Raw genomic sequence first — 21243 nt, 5'->3', positions numbered from 1 at the left:
GCTCAGTGGTTTCCGCTTGGTACGACGGGCGCGAGGGAGGTCGTGCCCGTGGAAGGTGGATTGTTGGTGCCGCCGAACAGGCTTTGCCAGAAACAGCCTTCAGTATCGGCCGACAAGGTGCCGGCGATCACCGGCACTTGCTGCGCGCCTGCGCATTGCGGCTCGGTGCGCTTGCCGCTGGAGGGGTTGATCCAGGCCATCTCCAGTCCCTCGCCAGGCGCAGCCGACAACGGCCGGCTCGGCAGCTTGGCGAACAGGTCGCGCCAGGCGCGCAGGCCGCCACTAGCGCCGAACAGGGTGGTCGGCTTGTTGTCGTCGCGGCCCATCCAGAACACCGCCAGGTGCTCGCCGGTGAAGCCGGCGAACCAGCTGTCGCGCATGTCGTTGCTGGTGCCGGTCTTGCCGGCAGCGTGCAACGAGGCCAGCGCGGAGTTGCCCAGCGCGCTGGCGGTGCCGTACTCGGCCACCTGTTGCATCGCCCAGGTGATCAGGCGCACCGCTTCCTGGTATTCGCCCTTGCCAGCCTGCACCTGGTAACGCTTGATCGTGCGGCCGTTGCCGTCGAGCACGCCACGCACCGCCACCAGCGGCAGCGCATGCCCGTCGGCGGCGAGGTACTGGTACAGCTGGGTCAGCTGCAGCGGCGCCAGGTCGAGCGCGCCGATCAGCAGCGACGGGCTGGGGTTGATGTCACCGATGCCGAACGATTTCAGGAACGCCTGGATCCGCGGCAGGCCCACCTGCAGCCCGAGGTGGATGGTCGCCAGGTTCCACGAATGCGCCAGCGCGTCGACCATGATCAGCGGATCGTGGCTGCGGTGGTCGTCGTTCTGCGGCGTCCAGTAGCTGCCGTCGGGCTGGCGCAAGCTGACCGGACCGTCGTCCATCATGCTGGCCAGGTTCCAGCGCTCGGGCTGGGTCAGCGCCACCAGGTAGACAAACGGCTTGATCGTCGAGCCGATCGGCCGGCGCGCATCGAGCGCACGGTTGAAGCCCTGCTCGCCCGGTGTCTTGCTGCCGACCACGGCCAGCACGCTGCCGGTCTGTGCGTTGGTCACCACTGCCGCCGCCTGCACGCCGTCGCCGCGCTTGCCGAGGCCTTTCAGCGTGCTGCTGATCGCCTGCTCGGTGTACAGCTGCGCGGCCGGATCGAGCGTGGTGAAGATCGACAGGTTGCCCTCGCGCAGCGCCTCTTCGTCGAAGTCGGCGGTGATCTGCTTGCGCACCAGGTCCATGAAGGCGGGGAAGCGATTGTGCGGCAGCTGGCCGTTCTCGACGATGTCCAGTGGCGCCGCCTGCGCGGCATTGAGCTGCCCCGCGCTGATCAGGTTGGTTGCGAAGAATTCCTGCAGCACCAGGTTGCGCCGGGCCAGCGCGCGCTGCGGCGAGCGGCGCGGGTCGTAATAGCTCGGCCCCTTCACCATGCCCACCAGCAGTGCGATCTCCTGCGGCCGCAGGTCTTCCAGCCGGCGCCCGAAGTAAAACTCCGACGCCGCCGCGAAACCGTGCACCGCCTGGCCGCCCTGCTGGCCGAGGAACACGTCGTTGACGTAGGCCTCGAGGATGCGCCCCTTGCTGTAATGCGCCTCCAGCAGCAGCGACATCAGCGCCTCGTTGATCTTGCGCGTGAGGTTCTGGTCGCGGCTGAGGAACAGGTTGCGCACCAGCTGCTGGGTCAGCGTGGAGCCGCCCTGCACGGTATGCCCGGCACGCAGGTTGGCGAACGCGGCGCGCGCGATCGCGCTCAGGTCGATGCCGATGTGGTGGTTGAAGTCGCGATCCTCGACCGCCTGCAGGCCGCTGACCAGCAGCGGCGGCACGTCGGCCAGGTGCACGAAGCGGCGCTCTTCCTGGCTGGCGCCGTACAACGTGGCGATGCGCGCCGGGTCCAGGTGGGCCAGCTCGATCGGCTTGCCGCTGGCCGCGTCCTGCACCGACTGCACCACGCCCCGGCCCAGCGTGACGCGGATGCGCTTGGGCAGCTCGCCGCCGTCCGGGCCGGCATAGCCGCGCGAGGAAATCGTGTAGCGCGCGCCCTGCCTCACCCAGCTGCCGGCAATCTGGCCCTTGCCATCGTTGCTGTAGCCGGCGAAGGTCAGCTCCAGCTCCAGCGCCGCGCTCGTCATCGGCGTGTCGGCCGCCAGCGGCAGCGGCCGCGCGTAGACCCTGGTGGGCACGGCGAATACCAGGTCGTTGAAGCGGTCCTGCACCCGCTTGTTCAGCACCAGCGTGTACGGCAGCACGAAGCCGACCAGCAGGCCCATGCCGATCCAGAACGGGATGCGCAACCAGGGCCAGCAGCGGCGCGCAAGCTCGCGAATACGGGTCAAGAAGGCCAACGTGGGGAAATCCTGTTGTCGAGTGGTTCGATCATAGGGCCTGCTACCCGGCGGGCATATGAACGCAGCGGGCGGTTTCGTGACCGAACGCGGGCAATGTGGCGCGCGATCAGCGCGGCGGTTGCCACATCGCGGGGTCGGGGCGGAACGGGCGCGGGCGAATGCCGAGCAGGTGCTGCAGTTCGCCGTTGTCGGCAACCAGGTCGCTGTCCAGCCGGCTCAGCGGGCCGCGCAGCGGTGGCAGCATGCGCTGACCCAGCCGCAGCAGCCAGGCCGGCAGCGGCAACGGCACGGTGCTGCACGAGAGGCTGCGGCGCACCCGCGCGAACATCTCGCCGGAACGCAGCCGCTCGCCACCGCCGATCGGCAGGATCCGCCCGGCCGTCGCCGGGCATTCCAGCGCGGCCAGCACCGCCTGCGCGATGTCGTCCGCGTGCACCGGCTGGCGCAGGCCGCGACCGGACGGCAGCGGGAACAGCCGCAGCCGCATCGCGCGGCGGGCGATCGGGGTGAGGCTCTTGTCCAGGCCGGCACCGTAGACCAGGGTGGGCCGCAGCACGGTCCAGGCGCAACCGTGGCGCTCGCAGGCGGTGGCCAGCGCCGCTTCGCCGTCGCGCAGTTGGCGCGCCAGGGCGCGCTCGGCCGGCACGCCGGAATCGCGTTTGGTTTCAGCGCTCATCGAGCTGGTGGCGATCACCCGCGGCGCGTCGGCCAAGCTGGCCTGCGCCAGCCAGTCGGCCAGCCCCTGCAGCGGACCAAAGCTGATGATTGCCGACAGCGGCGGCAGCGCCGGCACGCGGTCGGGCAAGGTTCCCTGCAGCCATGCCACGCCGGCTTGCGCGGGCCGCGGTTGCCGGCTCAGGGCGAGCACCGCCTCACCGCTGGCGAGCAGGCGCGGCAACAGGAAGTGGCCGATCTGGCTGCTGCCGCCGAACACCAGTACCGTCATGCAGCGCTCACCCACCGCCCTGCAGGCGGGCACCCAGGTCGAGCACGCGCGGGTTGGCGGGGGCCAGCTTGCGCGCACGCTCCAGCGACTGGCTGGCGCCGATGCGGTCACCGCGGCCCAGTTGCTGCTCGGCCTGGTCCAGCCACGCGCCGGCCAGCCGGTTGCCCAGTGCGCCTTGCGCGGCATCGCCCGGCGCCAGCTCGGCCAGGTTCGCCAGCATGTCGCCGGCCTTGCCCAGGTTGCCGGCGGCAAGCGCCTGGTTGAATTGCTGCTCGACCTGGCCGGGCAAGGCCTGCAGGCCGTGCAGCGCCGCCTCGCTGTTGCCGTCGATCGCCAGCGCGCTGCGGTACAGGTCGTACGCACTGTCGCCGGGCGGCATCATGATGTCGCCGTTGTTGGTGGCTACCTGTGCACGCTGCACCAGTCGCGCCACCGCCGCGCTCTGCTGCGGCGACACCGCGGTCGGGGCGACCGGCATCGGTGCTTCGCCTGCCGCCGCGGGTGTCGCCGACACCTTGTCCAGCCGTGCGCGCGCCGCGGCCAGGTCGGCCGATTTCGGCGCCAGTTCCGCCGCCTGGTCGAGCAGCTTCCGCGCCTGCGTCGTGTCGCCATCGTCGAGCGCGGCATTCGCCTGCACGGTCAGCGCCTGCGCTACCTGGCCGAGGCCGACGTGTGCCTGAGCGTTGTCCGGATCGAGCTTCAGCGCGGCCTGGAAGTGGGCCAGCGCGGTGTCGTCGCCACTGCCGACGATGCGGCCGGCGCGCAGCGCTTCCTGACCGGCCTTGAGCGCCGCGTCCAGCGCGCCGTTGTCCTGCTTGCGCGTCTGCGCCTGCAGCGCGCGCAGCGCCGGCAACGCGCCGTTGTTCGGCTGCAGTGCGGCCAGTTGCTCGATACGCGCGTCGGCGGTCGCGCTGTCCTTTGCGTCCAGCGCCGCGCGGGCCTGCACCGCCAGCGCGTAGCCGACCTGGTCGAGCCCATGCGCGGCCACCGCATTGTCGGGGGTGGCGCGCAGCACGCGCTGGTACAGCGCACCGGCGCCCTCGGGGCCGTCCAGCTTGCCGGCGGCCAGCGCCTGCTGCGCCTGGTCGACCAGGTCCACAGTGTGCACCTGCGCGGCACGGGCAGCGGCGATCGCGCGGTCGAGGCGATCGATGTCGCTGCCGCCACCGAGCAGCTCGCGAGCCACCGTCGCCTGTTGCGCGGCCTGGGCCAGCTGGCCCGACTGCAGCGCGACATCGGCCTGCGCCAGCATGGCCTGGCCGACCCGGCGTAGGCCGTCGCGGGCGCGGTCGTTGTCCGGCTCCAGCGCCGCCGCGGTCTGGAACAGCTCGCGCGCGCTGGTGCCGTCCTGGCCGTCCAGACGGCCATCCTGCAAGGCCTGCTGTGCCTGCGTCAGTACCGTGTTGAAGTCGGTGCGCGGCAGCATCCCGCGCAGGCGGTTCTGGTTGAACCAGAGCGCGCCGACGGCCACCAGCGCCACCAGCAGCAACAGCAACGCGCCCCGGCCACGACGCTGCCTGTGCCGCCGTGGCGCGGTCGCCCTGCCGTAGGGTCGGCGCGGTTCGACTGGAACCTGCGGCAGGTCGTCCGCGACCGGCGCGGGCGGGGCATCCAGCCGATCGAGATCACCCAGGGTGGGCTCGGTGCGTATCGGTGGATGTTCGTCGTGCTGGTCGCGGCGTCCGCTCATGGTTCATGGCTGTGAAGGCTGTCGATGCAGCTTAACATCGGGCCGCCAGCCGCCGTTCCGTCCACACGCCGGCATTGCGTGGTCATTCAGCCGGTGCCGACCCGGCGCACGTCGAGCACGTTCGGCAGCGCCTGCAGCTTGCCGAGCAGGGTCGACAGCTGCTCGAAGTCGCGCACGCGCAGGGTGAAGCGCATCTCCACCTCGCCGGTGTGCACGAACAGCCGGCTGGACGAGGCGATGATGTGCGTGCCGGCGTTGCTGACCACGCCGGTGACGTCCTTCTGCAGGCCCCTGCGGTCGTAGCCACGCAGCTCGATGTCGACCTCATAGGCTTGCGCCGCGGCGCTGCCCCAGCTCACTTCGATCACCCGGTCCGGATCGCGCGCGGTGAGCCGCGCCAGGCTGCCGCAGTCGGCGCGATGCACCGAGACACCGCGGCCCTTGGTGATGAAACCGCGCACCGGATCGCCAGGCAGCGGCTGGCAGCAGCGCGCCAGTGTGGTCAGCAGGTTGCCGATGCCTTCGATGCGCAAGGCGCTGTGGTCGAGCGTGGCGTGGCGCGAAGCCACCGGCGCGCTCGACTGGGTGACCTCGGGCTCCGGCGGTTGCGCCGCCTCCTGCAGCACGCGGGCGATCTGCCCGGGAGTGATCTCGCCTAGCGCCAGCGCGATCAGCAGCTCGTCCTGGCTTTTCAGGTGGAAGTGCGCCGGCAGCTTGCCCACGTCCGCATTCGACAGCGCCAGCCGCTTCAGTTCGCGCTCGAACATGCCGCGACCGGCCGCGAGGTTGGCATCGTGGGCGATCCGGCGGAACCACGCGCGCAACTTGTCCTTCGCCCGCGAGGTATTGAGGTAGCCATGATGCGGCGACAGCCAGTCGCGGCTGGGATCGGCCACCTTGCCGGTGAGGATCTCCACCCGGTCGCCGCTTTGCGGCTGGAAGGTCAGCGGCACGATGCGGCCGTTGACCTTGGCGCCGCGGCAGCGATGGCCCACCTCGGTATGCACCAGGTAGGCGAAGTCCAGCACGGTGGCGCCGCGTGCCAGGTCGAACACCTCGCCCTTCGGGGTCAGCAGGTAGACGCGGTCTTCCAGCAGCTCGGTCTGCAGCTCGGCGGCCAGCGTGCTGTCGTCCTCGCCGCGCGGCTCCAGCAGCTTGCGCATCCAGGCGATCTTCGCCTCGAACTCGGCGTCGGCGCTGCCGCCTTCCTTGTAGCGCCAGTGCGCGGCCACGCCCAGTTCGTTGGCGCGGTGCATGTCGTGGGTGCGGATCTGTACTTCCAGCGTCTTGCCCTGCGGCCCGATCACCGCGGTATGCAGCGACTGGTAGCCGTTCGCCTTGGGCCGCGCGATGTAGTCGTCGAACTCGCCCGGCAGATGCGGCCACAGCGAGTGCACCACGCCCAGCGCGGCGTAGCAGTCGGTGATGTTGTCGACCAGCACGCGCACCGCGCGGATGTCGTACAGGTCGGAGAAGTCCAGCGCCTTGCGCTGCATCTTCTTCCAGATCGAGTAGATGTGCTTCGGCCGCCCGGCCAGCTCGGCCTGGATGCCGGCCACGGCCAGCGCGCGCTGCAGCTCGGCCAGCGAGTCGCGGATGAACGCCTCGCGATCGGCGCGGCGCTCGTCGAGCAGGTTGGCGATGCGGCGGTAGGTGTCCGGCTGCAGGTAGCGGAACGCCAGGTCCTCCAGCTCCCACTTCAGCTGCCAGATACCGAGCCGGTTCGCCAGCGGCGCATGGATGTCGCGGGTCAGCCGCGCCAGCGCCTGGCGCTCGCCCTCCGGCGCTGCCGCCACCGCGCGCATCCGCGCCAGCTGCCGCGCCAGCAGCACGAACACCACGCGCAGGTCGCGCACGATCGCCAGCAACAGCCGGCGCAGACCCTCGGCCGCGCCCTGCGGCGGCCGCTGCGCATGCAGCGCCCATACCTGCTCGGCCGCCTGCTGGCCGTCGACCAGCCGCTGCAGCTCGCCCGGCAACGTCGCACGCCGCTGCGCCCACAGCGCAGGATCGACCCGCGCCAGCTCGAACCACAGCGCCGCCGCCTGGGTCTGCGCATCGCAGCCGAGCATGCCGAGCAGGTCCAGCACGTCGGTGCACTCGGCCTGGTCTATCGCGCGCGTGGCGCAAGCCTCCAGCGCGTCGGCCAGCAGCGGCGGCAGCGCGCCGGCGCGTTCGCGCCAACGGGACAGGGCGGATGGTTCGATGATCGGGGCCATGGACAGTCAACTCGGGTCTTGCCCGGCCATGGTAGCCGCTGCGGGGTCGTGCCGGCCGCGCTGCGCGCGAATCGCCGCGTACCCCTTGGCGGCAGGCCGGCCTGCCGCGCAGAATCGACGCTTCCGTTCCGTTGCCCCGAGGATGCACCCATGCCGATCCGTCCCCGCCACCTGACCTTGCCGCTGCTGCTGGCACTGTCGCTGGGCTGCCTGTCCGTGCAGGCGCAGCAGGCCAACGGCCTGCAACAACGCATGAGCGATGCCGAATTCAAGGCTGCCGGACTGGACAAGCTGTCGGCGCAGGAGTTGCAGAATCTCGACGACTGGCTGAGCAAGCACGGCAAGACCACCACCAAGATGGTCGACACCAGCGGCCAGCCGGTGTTCTACGAGCCGAAGCAGAAGCGCAGCAAGTTCAACGCCCGCCTGGTCGGGCACTTCAGCGGCTGGCACGGCCACGACGAATTCACCCTGGACAATGGCCAGTCGTGGAAGCAGATCGGCTCGGACGCGCCCGACTGCATGAGCGCCGACAACCCGGCGGTCAAGGTCAAGCCGTCGCTGTTCGACAGCTGGCTGATGTACGTGGACGGCTGCAACGGCAGCGTGCACGTGCGGCGGACGCGCTGAGCGACCGGCTCAATCCAGCAGCGCCAGCGCCTTCGCCAGCCGCTTGGCCGAGACCGGTTCGGCGGTCTTCAGCTCCTGCGCGAACAGCGACACGCGCCACTCCTCGATCAGCCAGCGCAGCTCGGCCAGCGCGACGGGATCGGCGCCGGCGGCGCGCTGCTGCAGGTACGCGCGCCAGTACGGCAGCACCTGCAGCAGGCGCTGCTGGTCCTTCGCCGGGTCCTGGCGCAGCCGTTCGCCGCGCAGGCGCATCGCCTTGAGGTAGCGCGGATAGTGCGCCAGCCGTGATGGCGGCAGCTCGCGCAGGAAACCGGGCACCAGCAGCGCGTCGAACTGCTCGCGCAGGTCGTCGTAGCTGGCGCGGGCGAAGCCCAGCAGCGGCGGCTGCAGCCACGGCTTGAGGTCGGCCTGCGCCTCGATGATCGGCTCGGCCAGTTTCAGCCGCTCGACGCCGGCGCCGAACAGTTCGCGCGCGCACTGTGTGCGCAGCGCCTCGAACGTGCCGGCGCTGCGCACGTCCAGCTCGTGGCGCGCCAGCAGGTCGGCGAAACCGCCTTCGAGCAGGTCCTCGCGCAGACTGTCCACGCTGCCGAGCGGTGCGTACTTCAGCGCCAGCGCGTTGCCGATCGGCAATCGCCGGCGCGCCTGCTTCGCCTCGCTGGCCAGCGCGTTGCGCAGCAGGCGCACCACGCCGCCGGCATGCGCCGCGCGCGCCTCGTCGCTGCGCTCGAACACGCGCAGCGCCACCGTCTCGCCGAGGTCGACCAGCGCCGGGAACGCGGCGAGGCCGCCGTCCGAACGCACCTGTGCAGGGATCGCCTCGAAATCCCAGTGAGCCACGTCTTCGCGGGTCAGTTCGATGTCGGTCTTGCGCGAGAACGCCTCGCGCGCCTGGCCTTCCCACTGGCCGCGCAAGGCGGCCAGGTCGCGGCCGCCGGCCAGCGTCTTGCCACGCTCGTCGTGCAGGCGATAACGCATCAGGAAGTGTGGAGACAGTTCGACGCCGGCGAATTCGCCGGCAGTGATATCGACGCCGGTGGTGCGCTTCAGGAACGCAGCCAGCGCCTTCGCCAGCGGCTCGTCACGCGGCGACTCGGCTTCGACGAAGGCGCGCGCGAAATCCGGTGCGGGCACGAAGTTGCGGCGCAAGGCTTTCGGCAGGCCGCGGATCAACTCGGCCACCTTGTCGGCCAGCAGGCCGGGCACCAGCCATTCGCAGCGAGCGGGCGGCAGTGCGTTCAACATCGCCAGCGGCAGCTGCAGGGTGACACCGTCGGCCTCGTCGCCGGGGACGAAGCGGTATTCGAGTTTGTACCTCTGCGGCGGAATCTCCAGCACCGCGGGGAACGCCCTCGCATCCAGCCCCGCACCACCGGCCATCACCTCGTCCAGCGACCAGCGCAGCGCCGCCTGCTCGGCCGGACGGGCCTTGCGATACCACGCGTCCAGCGCACGACTGCTGGCGATGTCTTGCGGCAGCTTGCCCTCGAAGAACGCGACCAGTTCGTCCTCGTGGCGGATCAGCCCTTCGCGACGCTGCTTCGCCTCGATGCCCAACGCTTCCTCAAGCACGCGCTGGTTGGCGCGCACGAAATCCGCCGCTGCTCCTGCGCGTCCTGCGCCCGTAGCACTTGGCCTTCCATGGCCGGCGCTGTCGATGTCGCCACGCACCAGTGCCTCGCGCAGGAAGATCGCATGCGCCAGCGCCGGATCCTGCCGCTGGAAGGTGACTGGCCGCTTCTCCACCAGCACCAGGCCGAACAGGCTGACCTGTTCGTAAGCCACCACGCAGCCACGCTTCTTCGACCAGTGCGCATCGCGGCAATGCGTGCGCAACAGGTGCGCCGCCTGCTGCTCGATCCACAGCGGCTCGACCCGCGCGTTGGCCATGCCCCACACGCGCCCACCCACGTCGAGGATCTGCGCGGAGAAGATCCAGTTCGGCGGTGCCTTCGACAAGGCCGAACCGGGGAAGACCTGGAACTTGCGCTCGCGGGTGCTCTGGTAGATGCCCTTCTCATCCTTGCGACCGACCTGAGTGGGCAGGCCAGCGAGCAGGGAGCGATGGACGGATTCGTACAACCGCTCGGCGACGTCGACGCTCTCGCTCCCTCCCCTGCTCGCAGGGGAGGGCTGGGGTGGGGTTCGCTTTTGACTTTGTGCAACAAGATCAAGAGCGCCACCCCCTCCCAACCTCCCCCTGCGCGCAGGGGGAGGAGCAGAGCGTGCAGCTTGCGGCTGTCCATCCATCCCCCACCCCAACTCCCCCACCACCAGCAACAACTGCCGATGCAGCTCGCGCCACTCGCGCATCCGCATGAAGCTGAGGAAGTGCCGCGAGCACCAGTCGCGCAGCTTCGACTGGGTCAGTTCCTCGTGCGCGTCGTGGTAGGCGCGCCACAGGTTCAGCACGCTGGCGAAGTCGGATTTCGGATCGGCGAACACGGCATGCGCCGTATCGGCCTGTTGCCTTGCATCGCCCGGGCGTTCGCGCGGGTCCTGGATGCTGAGGAAGGCGACGATGGTGAGCAACTCGCGTAGCGCGTGCAGCTGCTCGCCCTCGACCAGCATGCGCGCCAGCTGCACGTCGATCGGCAGGCGAGCCAGGGTGCGGCCGATCGCGGTGAGCTTGCGTGCCTCGTCGATCGCGGAAATCTCGGTGAGCCGGCGGAAGCCGTCGGCAACCACGCGCGGGTCGGGCGCCTCCAGGAACGGGAACTCATCCACCTCCCCCAGCTTCAGCGCCAGCATGCGCAGGATCACGTTGGCCAGCGACGAACGCAGCAGTTCCGGATCGGTGAACGCGGCGCGGCCGGCGAAATCCGCCTCGTCGTACAGGCGATAGCAGATGCCCGGCCCGACGCGGCCGCAGCGACCCTTGCGCTGGTCCGCGGCGGCCTGCGAGATCGGTTCGACATGCAGCCGTTCGAGCTGGCTGCGCTGGCTGTAGCGCTTCACCCGCGCGGTGCCGGTGTCGATCACGTAGCGGATGCGCGGCACGGTCAGCGAGGTCTCGGCCACGTTGGTAGCCAGCACCACGCGGCGCTTCACGCCGGGCTTGAACACGCGGTCCTGATCGCCGGCGGACAGCCTCGCGTACAGCGGCATGATCTCGGTCTCGCGGTACTGCCGGCGCGACAGCAGCTGGTGCGCGTCGCGGATCTCGCGCTCGCCGGGCAGGAACACCAGCACGTCGCCGCGTGGGTCGTCGTGGCTGATCTCGTCGAGCACCGCGGCGATGTGTTCGGCGCTGCCCTGCTGCATGTCCTTGTTGCGCCCCTGTCGCGCGACTATTTCATCGAGCGAGCGCCAGCGCGTTTCGACCGGATACGCGCGCCCTTCCACTTCGACCACCGGCGCGCCGTCGAAGTGCTCGGCGAAGCGCGCGGTATCGATCGTGGCCGAGGTGACGATGATCTTCAGCTCCGGCCGCTTCGATGCCAGCCGTTTCAGGTAGCCGAGCAGGAAGTCGATGTTCAGGCTGCGCTCGTGCGCCTCGTCGATGATGAGGGTGTCGTAGGCGCTGAGCCACGGGTCACCCTGGGTCTCGGCCAGCAGGATGCCGTCGGTCATGAACTTGATCAGGCTGCGCTCGGACACCTGGTCGTTGAAGCGCACCTGGAAACCCACGATCTCGCCCAGCGGCGTGCCCAGTTCCTCCGCCACGCGGCGCGCCACCGAGCGCGCGGCCAGCCGGCGCGGCTGGGTGCAGCCAATCATGCCGGCCTCGCCGCGACCGGCGGCCAGGCACAGCTTGGGCAGCTGGGTGGTCTTGCCTGAGCCGGTCTCGCCGGCGATCACCACCACCTGGTGCTCGCGGATCAGCTTGACGATGTCCTCGCCGCGGGCGCTGATCGGCAGCGATTCATCGAGCCGGATGGCGGGCTTGGCCGCGGCGCGGGCGCGGCGCCTGGCTGCGGAACGTTCGATATCCGCACGCAGTGCCGCCAGCTTGTTCTCGTCGGGTCGGCGTGACAGGCTGCGCCAGCGCCCCAGCAGGCGGCCGAAGTCGCGGCTGGACACCGTCTCCAGTTGCCGGCGCAACTCGCGCAGGCCGGCATCGGCGGTGGCATCGGGCGTGGGCAGGTGGGCGTCGTTCATCGGACCGCAGATGATAGCTGCTGGCAACCCGCCACCCGATAGTCGCTGGCTATCGACTACATTCGAAGGATTCATTTCACCCGTCACCGCCGACACTCTATCGTTGCTCCATCAACTCACCGGAAGGAGCAGCACATGGCCATTTCCATCGGTATCGCCCGGAAAGATCGCGAACAGGTCGCCAGGCACCTGTCCAGGCTGCTGGCCGACACCTATTCGCTGTACCTGAAGACCCACAGCTTCCACTGGAACGTCACCGGCCCGCAGTTCAACAGCCTGCACACCATGTTCGAGGCCCAGTACAACGCACTGTGGCTGGCCGCCGACGAGGTCGCCGAGCGCATCCGCACGCTGGACGTGTTCGCCCCCGGCTCCTACAGCCAGTTCGCCAAGCTCAGCTCGATCAAGGAGGAATCCGGCGTGCCGGCGTGGAAGGAGATGGTGGGCCAGCTGGTCGAAGGCCACGAAGTCGCCGCCGCCACCGCCCGCGACACACTCAAGGCCGCCAATGCCGCCGGCGACGACGGCACCGCCGACATGGCCACCGGGCGCCTGAAGGAGCACGAGAAGACGGCGTGGATGCTGCGCTCGCTGCTGAAGTAGGCCGGCCGGCGCCTCGTCCGCATGCGTGGAAACCGGCGGCAGCTTCCCCTGGAAGCTGCCGTTCTCACATCGCTTGCCATCCGGCCCGCACCGCGCCTGACCTTGCGCTGACCGCGGCCAGCGATCTTTATTGAGCCCGGTGCCATGGATTGGTTAAGCTCCTCGAGCTGTACCGCCTGTTGCGCAGGCTTCCTCCGGGGATTTTTTTGAGCGCCACCGCAGCAAACCACAACACCCGGTATCCGCTGCTCACGGCGATCGTGCTCGCCCTGATCGTGGCCGCGATGAACATCGGGCTGTGGTGGTACGGCAACCTGCCGCGCGGCCCGGAGGACTGGCACGGCAAGGTCGGCGGCTACGCGCTGTCGGTGTTCCAGCGCTACCAGAGCCCGTTCAAGCAGGACTATCCCAGCGACGACGAGATCGCCGGCGACCTCAAGTTGCTGCACCGCTACACGGACCATGTCCGTACCTACACGATGCAGCAGAATCCGCAGCTGTACCGGCTGGCGCAGAAGGAAGGCCTGACGGTGCTGGCCGGCGCCGAGATCGACAAACGGCTGGACAACAACGAGCGCGAGATCGATTTGCTGATCGCCAAGGCGCGCGCCTATCCGGACACGATCACCCGCGTCATCGTGGGCAACGAGGTGTTGTTCCGCAACGACCTGCCGCCCGAGCAGATGATGGCCTACCTGGATCGCGTGCGCGCCGCCGTGCACCAGCCGGTGTCGATCGCCGAGCCGGACTACATCTGGCTGAAGTACCCCGAACTGGCGCAGCACGTGGACTTCATCACCATCCACCTGTTCCCGTTCTGGAACGGCATCGCGCGCAAGGACGCCGTGCCCGCCGCGCTGGGTGCCTACGACCAGATCCGCCAGCGCTACCCGGACAAGCCGGTGGTGGTCGGCGAGATCGGCTGGCCGTCGAACGGCGACCGTCACGAATACGCCGACCCGTCGGTGTCCAATGAGGCGATCTTCATCCGCGACTGGATGAACGCGGCCAAGCTCGAACGCATCGACTACTTCCTGCTCGAAGCCTTCGACCAGCCATGGAAGGAAGCGCTGGGCGAAGGCCGCACCGGCGCGTACTGGGGCATGTTCAATGCCGACCGCCAGCTGAAATTTCCGCTGACCGGCCCGGTCACCGAGGACACCGGCTGGCCATGGAAGGCGCTGGCGGCGAGCCTGCTGGCGCTGCTGCCGATGATCTTCTTCGCGCGCCGCTTCATCCGCTTCAAGCTGATGGGGCGGTTCTTCTTCGCCGCGCTGATCCAGCTGGCCTGCGGCCTGATCGTGTGGTCGGCCACGCTGCCGTTCAACTTCTACCTGAGCTGGGTGGACTGGACGATGCTGGTGCTGCTGTTCCCGGCGCAGATCGCCATCCTCGCCATCCTGCTGATCAACGGCTTCGAGTTCACCGAGGTGCTGTGGCGGCGCGAGTGGATCCGCGAGGCCGGCATGCTGCGGCCCGACCCGCCAGAAAAGCAGCCGTTCGTGTCGATCCACCTGGCCTGCTACAACGAGCCGCCGGAGATGGTGCAGGTCACGCTGGACTCGCTGGCGGAGCTCGACTACGCCAATTACGAAGTGCTGGTGATCGACAACAACACCAAGGACCCGGCGGTGTGGGGCCCGGTGAAGGAGTACTGCGAGAAGCTGGGCAAGCGCTTCCGCTTCTTCCATCTGGAACCGTGGCCCGGCTTCAAGGCCGGCGCGCTGAACTTCGGCCTGAAGGAAACCGCGCCCGAGGCCGACGTGGTGGCGGTGATCGACGCCGACTACGTGGTGCGGGCGGACTGGCTGGCCACCCTCACCGGTCATTTCCACGACCCGAAGGTGGCGGTGGTGCAATGCCCGCAGGCGCACCGCGACTTCGAGCACAACCGCTTCCGTCGCATGACCGCGTGGGAGTTCGACGGTTTCTTCCGCATCGGCATGCACCACCGCAACGAGCGCAACGCGATCATCCAGCACGGCACCATGACCATGGTCCGGCGCAGCGCGCTGGAAGGTACCGGCGGCTGGTCCGAGTGGACCATCTGCGAGGACGCCGAGCTCGGCCTGCGCCTGATGCACGCCGGCTACGAGCTCGTCTACGTCGACGAGCTGATGGGCAAGGGGCTGACCCCGGCCGACTTCAAGGCGTACAAGAGCCAGCGCTACCGCTGGGCGTTCGGCGCCATGCAGATCCTCAAGGGCCGCTGGAACTGGATGACGCAGCGAGGGCCGCTTTCCGCCGGCCAGCGCTTCCACTTCCTCACCGGCTGGTTCAGCTGGTTCGCCGACGCGCTGCACCTGGTCTTCACCCTGATGGCGCTGTTCTGGACCGCGGGCATGATCGCCTTCCCGCAGTACTTCAGCCTGCCAATGCAGCTGTTCCTGATCCCGGTGATCGGCTTCTTCTTCGCCAAGGCGATCTTCGGCATCGTGCTGTACCGCGCCCGCGTGCCGTGCAGCTGGTACGACACGCTGATGGCCTCGCTGGCCAGCATGGGCCTCAGCCACGCCATCGCCCGCGGCATCCTGCACGGGCTGACCCGCCAGAAGACCTCGTTCGTGGTCACCGCCAAGAGCCGGCGCATGGGCGGCAGCAGTTTCGCCGCGTTCGCCCCGGTGCGCGAGGAAGGGCTGATGGCGGTGGCGCTGATGCTGTGCATCGTCGGCATGGCGCTGGGCTACGGCACGCGCTACATCGAAGGCACCTTGTGGATGTTCATCCTTGCCGCGCAGTCGATCCCGTACGTCTCGGCGGTGATCGGTGCGTGGATCGCGCACAAGTCCGGCGACAAGACCGGCTGATGCGGCACGGCCGCACCAGCGAGGCGCGCACGTGATGCTGGTCCCGCTGCCTGCCGATCCAGCAGGCTTCATACGGAGCCAACACCGGGTTGGTTAAGCTCTGCCTCGAACCAGAAAACGATCCGAGGACGGAACCCCACGCATGCGCCGCCTTCCCCGACGCCTGAGCCTGCTGCTTCTGCTGCTGTCCGCAGCGCAAGCGCATGCCGGCGTGCAGCTGCTGGTGGATGGCATTGCCGAGCCACTGAAGTCGGCGGCGATCGCCGGCGTGGAGCTGTCGCAATACGCCACCCGCGATGTCAGCGCGGCCCAGCTGCGGCGCCTGTACGAACGCGCTCCCGGCCAGCTGCAGTCCGCGCTGCAGCCGTACGGCTACTACGACGCCAGCGTCACCGGCGACCTGCAGCAGGTCGGCAAGGACTGGCGGGTGACCCTGCACGTGCAGCCGGGCGAGCCGGTCAAGGTCACCTCGGTCGACGTGCAACTGGACAAGGAGGCGGCGCAGCTCGCCCCGCTGCGCCGCGCGAAACGCGCGATCGAACGACTCAAGGGCAAGCCTCTGAATCACGGCGCCTACGACGCGGCGCGCGACGTGCTCAGCGCGCAGCTCACCGCCAACGGCTTCCTCGACGCCCGCCTGCTCACCCATCGGGTCGAAGTCAGCCGCGCCGACCACAGCGCGGCGATCAAGCTGGCGTGGCAGGCAGGCCCGCGTTACCGCTACGGCCAGGTGCACTTCGACGGCTCGCAGTTCAAGGACGGCTTTCTCGACCGCTACGTGCCGTTCAAATCCGGCGACTATTTTTCGCAGAACCAGCTGCTGGAACTGCAGCAGGCGCTGAACGGCGCGGACTATTTCGCGGTGGTCAACGTGCAGCCGGACGTGGACCAGGCAAAGAACGGCGTGGTCGACATCACCGTGCAGCTGGCGCCGGCCAAGCGCACGATCTACACCGGCGGCCCGTTCATCGGCACCGACACCGGCTTCGGCGTGCGCGGCGGGATGGAGCGGCGCTGGGTCAACCGGCGCGGGCACAAGTGGAAGAACGAACTGGTGGTGGCGCAGAAGCTGAAGACGCTGTCCACGCTGTACTCGATCCCGCTGCCCGGCGACAACCAGCGCAACTACAACGTCGGCGCGAACTTCCGCGACGCCAACACCGCCACCTCGCAATCGCGCACGCTGGAACTGGTCGGCAACGAGACCCGCCAGTGGCACGGCTGGACCCGCACCCTGGGCGTGCACGTGCTGTCCGGCACCTTCACCGTGGGCAAGCGCGGCAACGAACCGGACAACACACCCGGCATCGAGCACGGCCACAGCACGCTGGTGTTCGGCGAAGCCGCGCTGACCCGCAAGCAGACCGACAATCCCGACTTCACGCGCCGCGGCTGGCTGCTCAGCGTGGCCGCGCGCAGTACCGCCGGCAGCCTGCTGTCCGACGCCAGCTTCAGCGAACTGACCGCCGACGCGAAATGGATCCGCGCATTCGGCACGCGCCAGCGCAACCGGCTGATCCTGCGCGGCAGCGCCGGCATCACCTGGACCGATGACTTCGCCGCACTGCCCCCGCAGCTGCGCTTCTTCGCCGGCGGTGACCGCTCGGTGCGCGGCTACGGCTACCAGGCGATCGGCCCGCGCAACAGCGCCGATCGCGTCATCGGCGGCCACCACCTGCTGGTCGCCAGCACCGAGGTTGAGCACTACTTCACCCGCAACTGGGGCATGGCCGCCTTCATCGACGCCGGCAACGCGTTCAGCGGCACCGACTACCGGCCGAAGATCGGCGCCGGCCTGGGCCTGCGCTGGCGCTCGCCGGTAGGCATGATCCGCCTCGACCTGGGCACGCCGATCCACGACGATCGCGCACACGGCATCCGCTTGCACCTGGTGATCGGGCCGGATCTGTGATGAAGACGGCATCGGCCAGCTCCCGTCTTCCTCCCTCCCCTGCAACGCAGGGGAGGGTCGGGGAGGGGGCGCTCTTCGTCAATACTGCATCCCCTCTTCCCGGCTTCTCCCTGGCAGAAACCAACGATGGAGCAGGCTGACGGCATGAAGTGGCTCAAGCGCACAGCGATCGCGTTCGCCACCTTGCTGCTGGTGCTGACGGCGGCACTGTGGTGGCTGCTCGGCACCGGTTCCGGCCTGCGCTTCGCGCTGGCGCGGACCCAGGCCGCCACCAACGGCGCGCTGCAGGTACAACAGGCGCAAGGCCGCCTGCTTGGTCCGCTGGACCTGGCTGGCATCCACTACGACAACGGCAAGGGCACCGTGGTGACCGTGGCCAAGGCGCATCTGGATCTGCGCTTCTGGCCCTTGCTGGTCAGGCGTCTGCATGTACTCACGCTGGATGTCGACGACGTCGAGATCGCCCTGCCCAAGTCTGCGCCGCACGACACCGCCAGCTCAGGCAGTTTCTCGTTGCAGCCACCGATCGAACTGATCCTCGACCGCGCGCATGTGGGCGCGGTGAAGCTGACGCGGGACGGCCAGCCGCTGTTCGTCTCCAGCCGGCTCGACCTGGCCGGCAGTTGGACCGATCGCGGCATTGAACTGCGCCAGCTGGTACTGCAGGCGCCCGACGGCCACGCCAGCCTCGATGGCAAGCTGGCGATCGGCACGCGTTACCAGGGCAACGGCAAGGCCGCCTTCGCCTGGAAGATCGGCAACACCAACTACGCCGGCGACCTCGATGCGCACAGCGATGGCAAGCGGGCGCAACTCGACCTCCGGCTCACGGCGCCGGCCGTGGCCCGACTGCGGGTGGACCTGATCCAGTCCGGCGACTACGCCTGGACCGGCCAGCTCGATGCGCCGCGCTTCGACCCGAAACCGTTACTCGGCAACAGCTCGCTGAAGGCCTTGGCCATCGCCGTGCAGGGGCGCGGCGACCGCTACGGCGGCACGCTCGACGGCCGGCTCGATCTCAACGACTACCGGTTGCTGCTGCAGCCGCTGCGCGCGCAGTTCAGCCACGACTACGACACGCTCGACCTGCAGCAGCTCAAGCTGGGCTCGCCGCAGATCAAGGGCAACGTGGAAGCCAGTGGCACTGTGCAGCTCGCCGCCAGCCCGCTCAGCGCGCAACTCGACATCCGCTGGAACGACCTGCTGCTACCGGCGGACCTGGCCGGCCAGGCGCTGGCCAGCCGCGGCGCGCTCAAGGCCAGCGGCAACGCCGACCGATACCACGCCGAGGGCGACGTCGAGATTGGCCCGCCAGGCAAACCCGCGAAGCTGGCATTGAACCTCGACGGCACGCCGCAACAGGTCACCCTGCACACGCTGCAACTGAAACAGGCGCAAGGCGACCTGCAGGCATACGGCACGCTGACCCTGCAGCCAGTGTTGGCATGGCGGGCCGCGGCCACCGCCGACCAGTTCGACCCCGGCCAGCTGTTCGCCGGCTGGAACGGCGCGCTGGATTTCGACATCGCCAGCAGCGGCAGCCTGCCGAAGAATGGCGCCGATGCCACGCTGGAGATCCGCCAGCTGACGGGCAAGCTGCGCGAGCGCGCGATCGGCGGCCACGGCAAACTGCACCTGTCGCCCGGCGAGGTGATCGACGGCCAGCTCGAGCTCGCCTCCGGCGGCAGCACGGTGAAGCTGGCAGCCCGTCCCGGCACCAGCAACGACGCCGACCTGCAGCTGGCGATCGCCTCGCTGGGCGACTGGCTTCCGGATGCTGGCGGACGTCTGGACGGCCATTTTAACATCCGTGGCAGGCAGCCCGGGCTCAGCCTCAACGGCCAGCTGCACGGCCAGTCGCTGGCCTGGCAGCAACAGAAAGTGGACGCGCTGCAGTTGATCGTCGGCATCCCCGACATCAGCCGTCCGGCCGGCAAGCTGGATCTGCAAACCCGCGGCGCGTACCTGCAGGGCCTGCAGTTCCAGCAGCTCCACCTGCTCGCCGAAGGCAGCCAGGGCGACCATCGGCTTGATGTCGAGGCCCGTGGCAGCCAGCTCTCCGGCTCGCTCGCCCTGCACGGTGCACTGAAGGGAGCGGCCTGGAACGGCACGCTCTCCACGCTCGATCTGGAACCGCAGGGCATGCCCGGCTGGCACCTGCGGCAACCCGCCCGGCTCAGTTACAACGCCGGGGCGATGAGCCTGTCCGAACTGTGCCTGAGCGCCGGCGACCCGCAGCTGTGCGTGACTGCACAACGGGACAAACGCGGCAACCTCGACGCCAGCTACCGGCTGCAGGCGCTGCCGCTGGCGCTGCTGCTGAACGCCAGCGGCAACGCCGACCTGCCGATACGGGCCGACGGCAGCATCGAAGGCAGCGGCAGGATCCATCGCAGCGCCGCCGGTGCGCTCAGCGGAAACGCGTCGATCAGCTCGACACAGGGCAGCATCAGCTACATCGACCGTGCCGACGAGCCCCTGCTGCGCTACGACCAGTTGCGCCTGACCGCCGACCTCGCACCCGCCAGCCAGCGCATCGAGGTGCATGGCGGTCTCGACGACGGCGGTCGCATCGACGGTCAGGTCACGCTCACCGGCGCGCGGCAGGCACTGGGCGGCCAGCTCGACCTGCGCCTGAACAAGCTCGCCTTCATCGAGCTGTTCAGCAGCGAGGTAGCCAACGTCAAGGGCGGCATCGACGGCAACTTCCGTTTCGCCGGCACGCTCAAGCAGCCGGCGATCAGCGGCCAGGCTGACGTAAGCGGTCTTGCCGCCGAGCTGCCTTCAGCCGGACTCAAGCTGAGCCAGGGCCAGCTCACGATCAGCACCGCCGATGCGCGGCAGTTCCTGATCCACGGCCAGCTGACATCGGGTGCCGGCGCGCTGGCCATCGACGGCAGTGCCGGCCTCGGCACCGGCGCACAAACGCATCTGACACTCAAGGGCAGCCAGTTCACCGCCGCCGACATCCCCGCCGCCAAGGTGGTGATCTCGCCCGACCTCACCGTGAAGCAGGACGCCAACGGCATCGACATCGGCGGCGCGCTCGGCATCGACAGCGCCGACATCAACGCGGACAAACTGCACGGCACCGACGCCACCCGGGCTTCGCCCGACGTGGTGGTGGTCGATGCGAAACAGCAGCAGGAAGCCGCCAGCAAGCTGCCACTGAGCGCCGTGGTCAAGGTCGATCTCGGCCGCAAGACGCATGTCGTCGGCATGGGCCTGGACGGCCGCGTCGGCGGCACGCTGACCGTGATCGAACGCCCTGGCCGCGCCACCATCGGGCAAGGCCAGCTCACCGTCAACGGTACCTACAAGGCCTACGGCCAGAACCTGCAGATCCAGCGCGGCCAGCTGCTGTTCGCCAGCACGCCGATTGACAACCCGGGCCTGAACATCCGCGCGGTGCGCAAGCTCAACCCGAACGCCACCATCGACGAAGGCCAGGAAGTGGGCCTGCTGGTCTCCGGCACCGCGCAGCGACCGATCCTCACCGTGTTCTCCAACCCGCTGATGGAGCAGTCCGACGCGCTGTCCTACCTGGTCACCGGCAAGCCGCTGTCGCAGGTGAAGGGCGGCGAAGGCGACATGGTGGGCGCGGCCGCGCAGGCGCTCGGCTCGGCCGCCGGCAACCTGCTGGCCAAAAGCATCGGCGCGAAGCTGGGCGTGGACGATGTCGGCGTGGCCAACAACGCGGCGCTCGGCGGCAGCTCGGCGTTCACCGTGGGCAAGTACCTGTCGCCGCGGCTGTACCTCAGCTACGGCGTGGGCCTGTTCGAGCCGGGCGAGGTGATCACCCTGCGCTACCGCCTCAGCAAGCGCTGGAACTTCGAGGCGCAGCAGGCCACCGAGTTCAGCCGCGCCAGCCTCAACTACCGCATCGAGAAATAGCCGTCGCGAGCAATGCTGACCTGCCGGCGTAGTCCATAGGTCATGCCCACAAGGCCGCCGCAGCGGACTATCGTGGACGTTTCCAAAGACCGAGGAACC

At 69.1% G+C, this 21243-nt stretch carries 10 protein-coding genes; 5 read left to right on the top strand and 5 right to left on the bottom strand.

Annotation, left to right across the window (positions count from 1 at the left end; all coding sequences use genetic code 11):
* Positions 1-2: 2 nt before the first annotated feature.
* The 4 genes from mrcB to QQA13_RS03660 form a co-directional block, all read right to left on the bottom strand.
* A complete protein-coding gene (gene mrcB / locus QQA13_RS03675) occupies positions 3-2339 on the bottom strand; it encodes a penicillin-binding protein 1B (RefSeq protein ID WP_108472773.1) in 2337 nt (778 codons plus the stop codon).
* Between the two features lie 109 nt (positions 2340-2448).
* On the bottom strand, positions 2449-3288 hold the full coding sequence (locus tag QQA13_RS03670) for an SDR family oxidoreductase (protein WP_108472772.1): 840 nt from the start codon (positions 3286-3288) through the stop codon (positions 2449-2451).
* 7 nt (positions 3289-3295) lie between these two features.
* The gene (locus tag QQA13_RS03665; protein WP_108472771.1) at positions 3296-4978 is read right to left on the bottom strand and encodes a tetratricopeptide repeat protein; all 1683 of its coding nucleotides are present in this window, start codon (positions 4976-4978) and stop codon (positions 3296-3298) included.
* Between the two features lie 86 nt (positions 4979-5064).
* Positions 5065-7197 (bottom strand): RelA/SpoT family protein, encoded by a 2133-nt coding sequence (locus QQA13_RS03660; RefSeq protein WP_108472770.1) that lies wholly within the window; start codon positions 7195-7197, stop codon positions 5065-5067.
* 150 nt (positions 7198-7347) lie between these two features.
* Between QQA13_RS03660 and QQA13_RS03655 the strand changes: the two genes are divergently transcribed.
* Positions 7348-7827: a hypothetical protein gene (locus QQA13_RS03655; protein ID WP_108472769.1), complete on the top strand. Its 480-nt coding sequence runs from the start codon at positions 7348-7350 to the stop codon at positions 7825-7827.
* Between the two features lie 9 nt (positions 7828-7836).
* Here QQA13_RS03655 and hrpA read toward each other — a convergent pair whose 3' ends face one another.
* Positions 7837-11928 carry an ATP-dependent RNA helicase HrpA gene (hrpA, locus tag QQA13_RS03650; protein ID WP_108472768.1) on the bottom strand — a complete coding sequence of 1364 codons (4092 nt, stop codon included), beginning with the start codon at positions 11926-11928 and terminating at the stop codon, positions 7837-7839.
* Between the two features lie 135 nt (positions 11929-12063).
* Here hrpA and QQA13_RS03645 point away from each other — a divergent pair, with 135 nt between their 5' ends.
* From QQA13_RS03645 to QQA13_RS03630, 4 genes are all read left to right on the top strand, one after another.
* Complete coding sequence (locus QQA13_RS03645) at positions 12064-12531, top strand: Dps family protein (RefSeq protein WP_108472767.1); 468 nt, start codon at positions 12064-12066, stop codon at positions 12529-12531.
* 206 nt (positions 12532-12737) lie between these two features.
* Positions 12738-15338 carry a glycosyltransferase family 2 protein gene (locus tag QQA13_RS03640; RefSeq protein ID WP_108472766.1) on the top strand — a complete coding sequence of 867 codons (2601 nt, stop codon included), beginning with the start codon at positions 12738-12740 and terminating at the stop codon, positions 15336-15338.
* 142 nt (positions 15339-15480) lie between these two features.
* The gene (locus QQA13_RS03635; RefSeq protein ID WP_108472765.1) at positions 15481-17250 is read left to right on the top strand and encodes an autotransporter assembly complex protein TamA; all 1770 of its coding nucleotides are present in this window, start codon (positions 15481-15483) and stop codon (positions 17248-17250) included.
* A gap of 144 nt (positions 17251-17394) precedes the next feature.
* The gene (locus QQA13_RS03630) at positions 17395-21144 is read left to right on the top strand and encodes a translocation/assembly module TamB domain-containing protein (protein ID WP_108472819.1); all 3750 of its coding nucleotides are present in this window, start codon (positions 17395-17397) and stop codon (positions 21142-21144) included.
* Positions 21145-21243: the final 99 nt, after the last annotated feature.

It is taken from the genome of Rhodanobacter thiooxydans (genome assembly GCF_030291135.1).
In the GTDB taxonomy this organism is placed as follows: Bacteria; Pseudomonadota; Gammaproteobacteria; order Xanthomonadales; family Rhodanobacteraceae; genus Rhodanobacter; species Rhodanobacter thiooxydans_A.
Note: the sequence above shows the minus strand (reverse complement) of the source record. Positions and strands in the feature narration are given on the sequence as shown.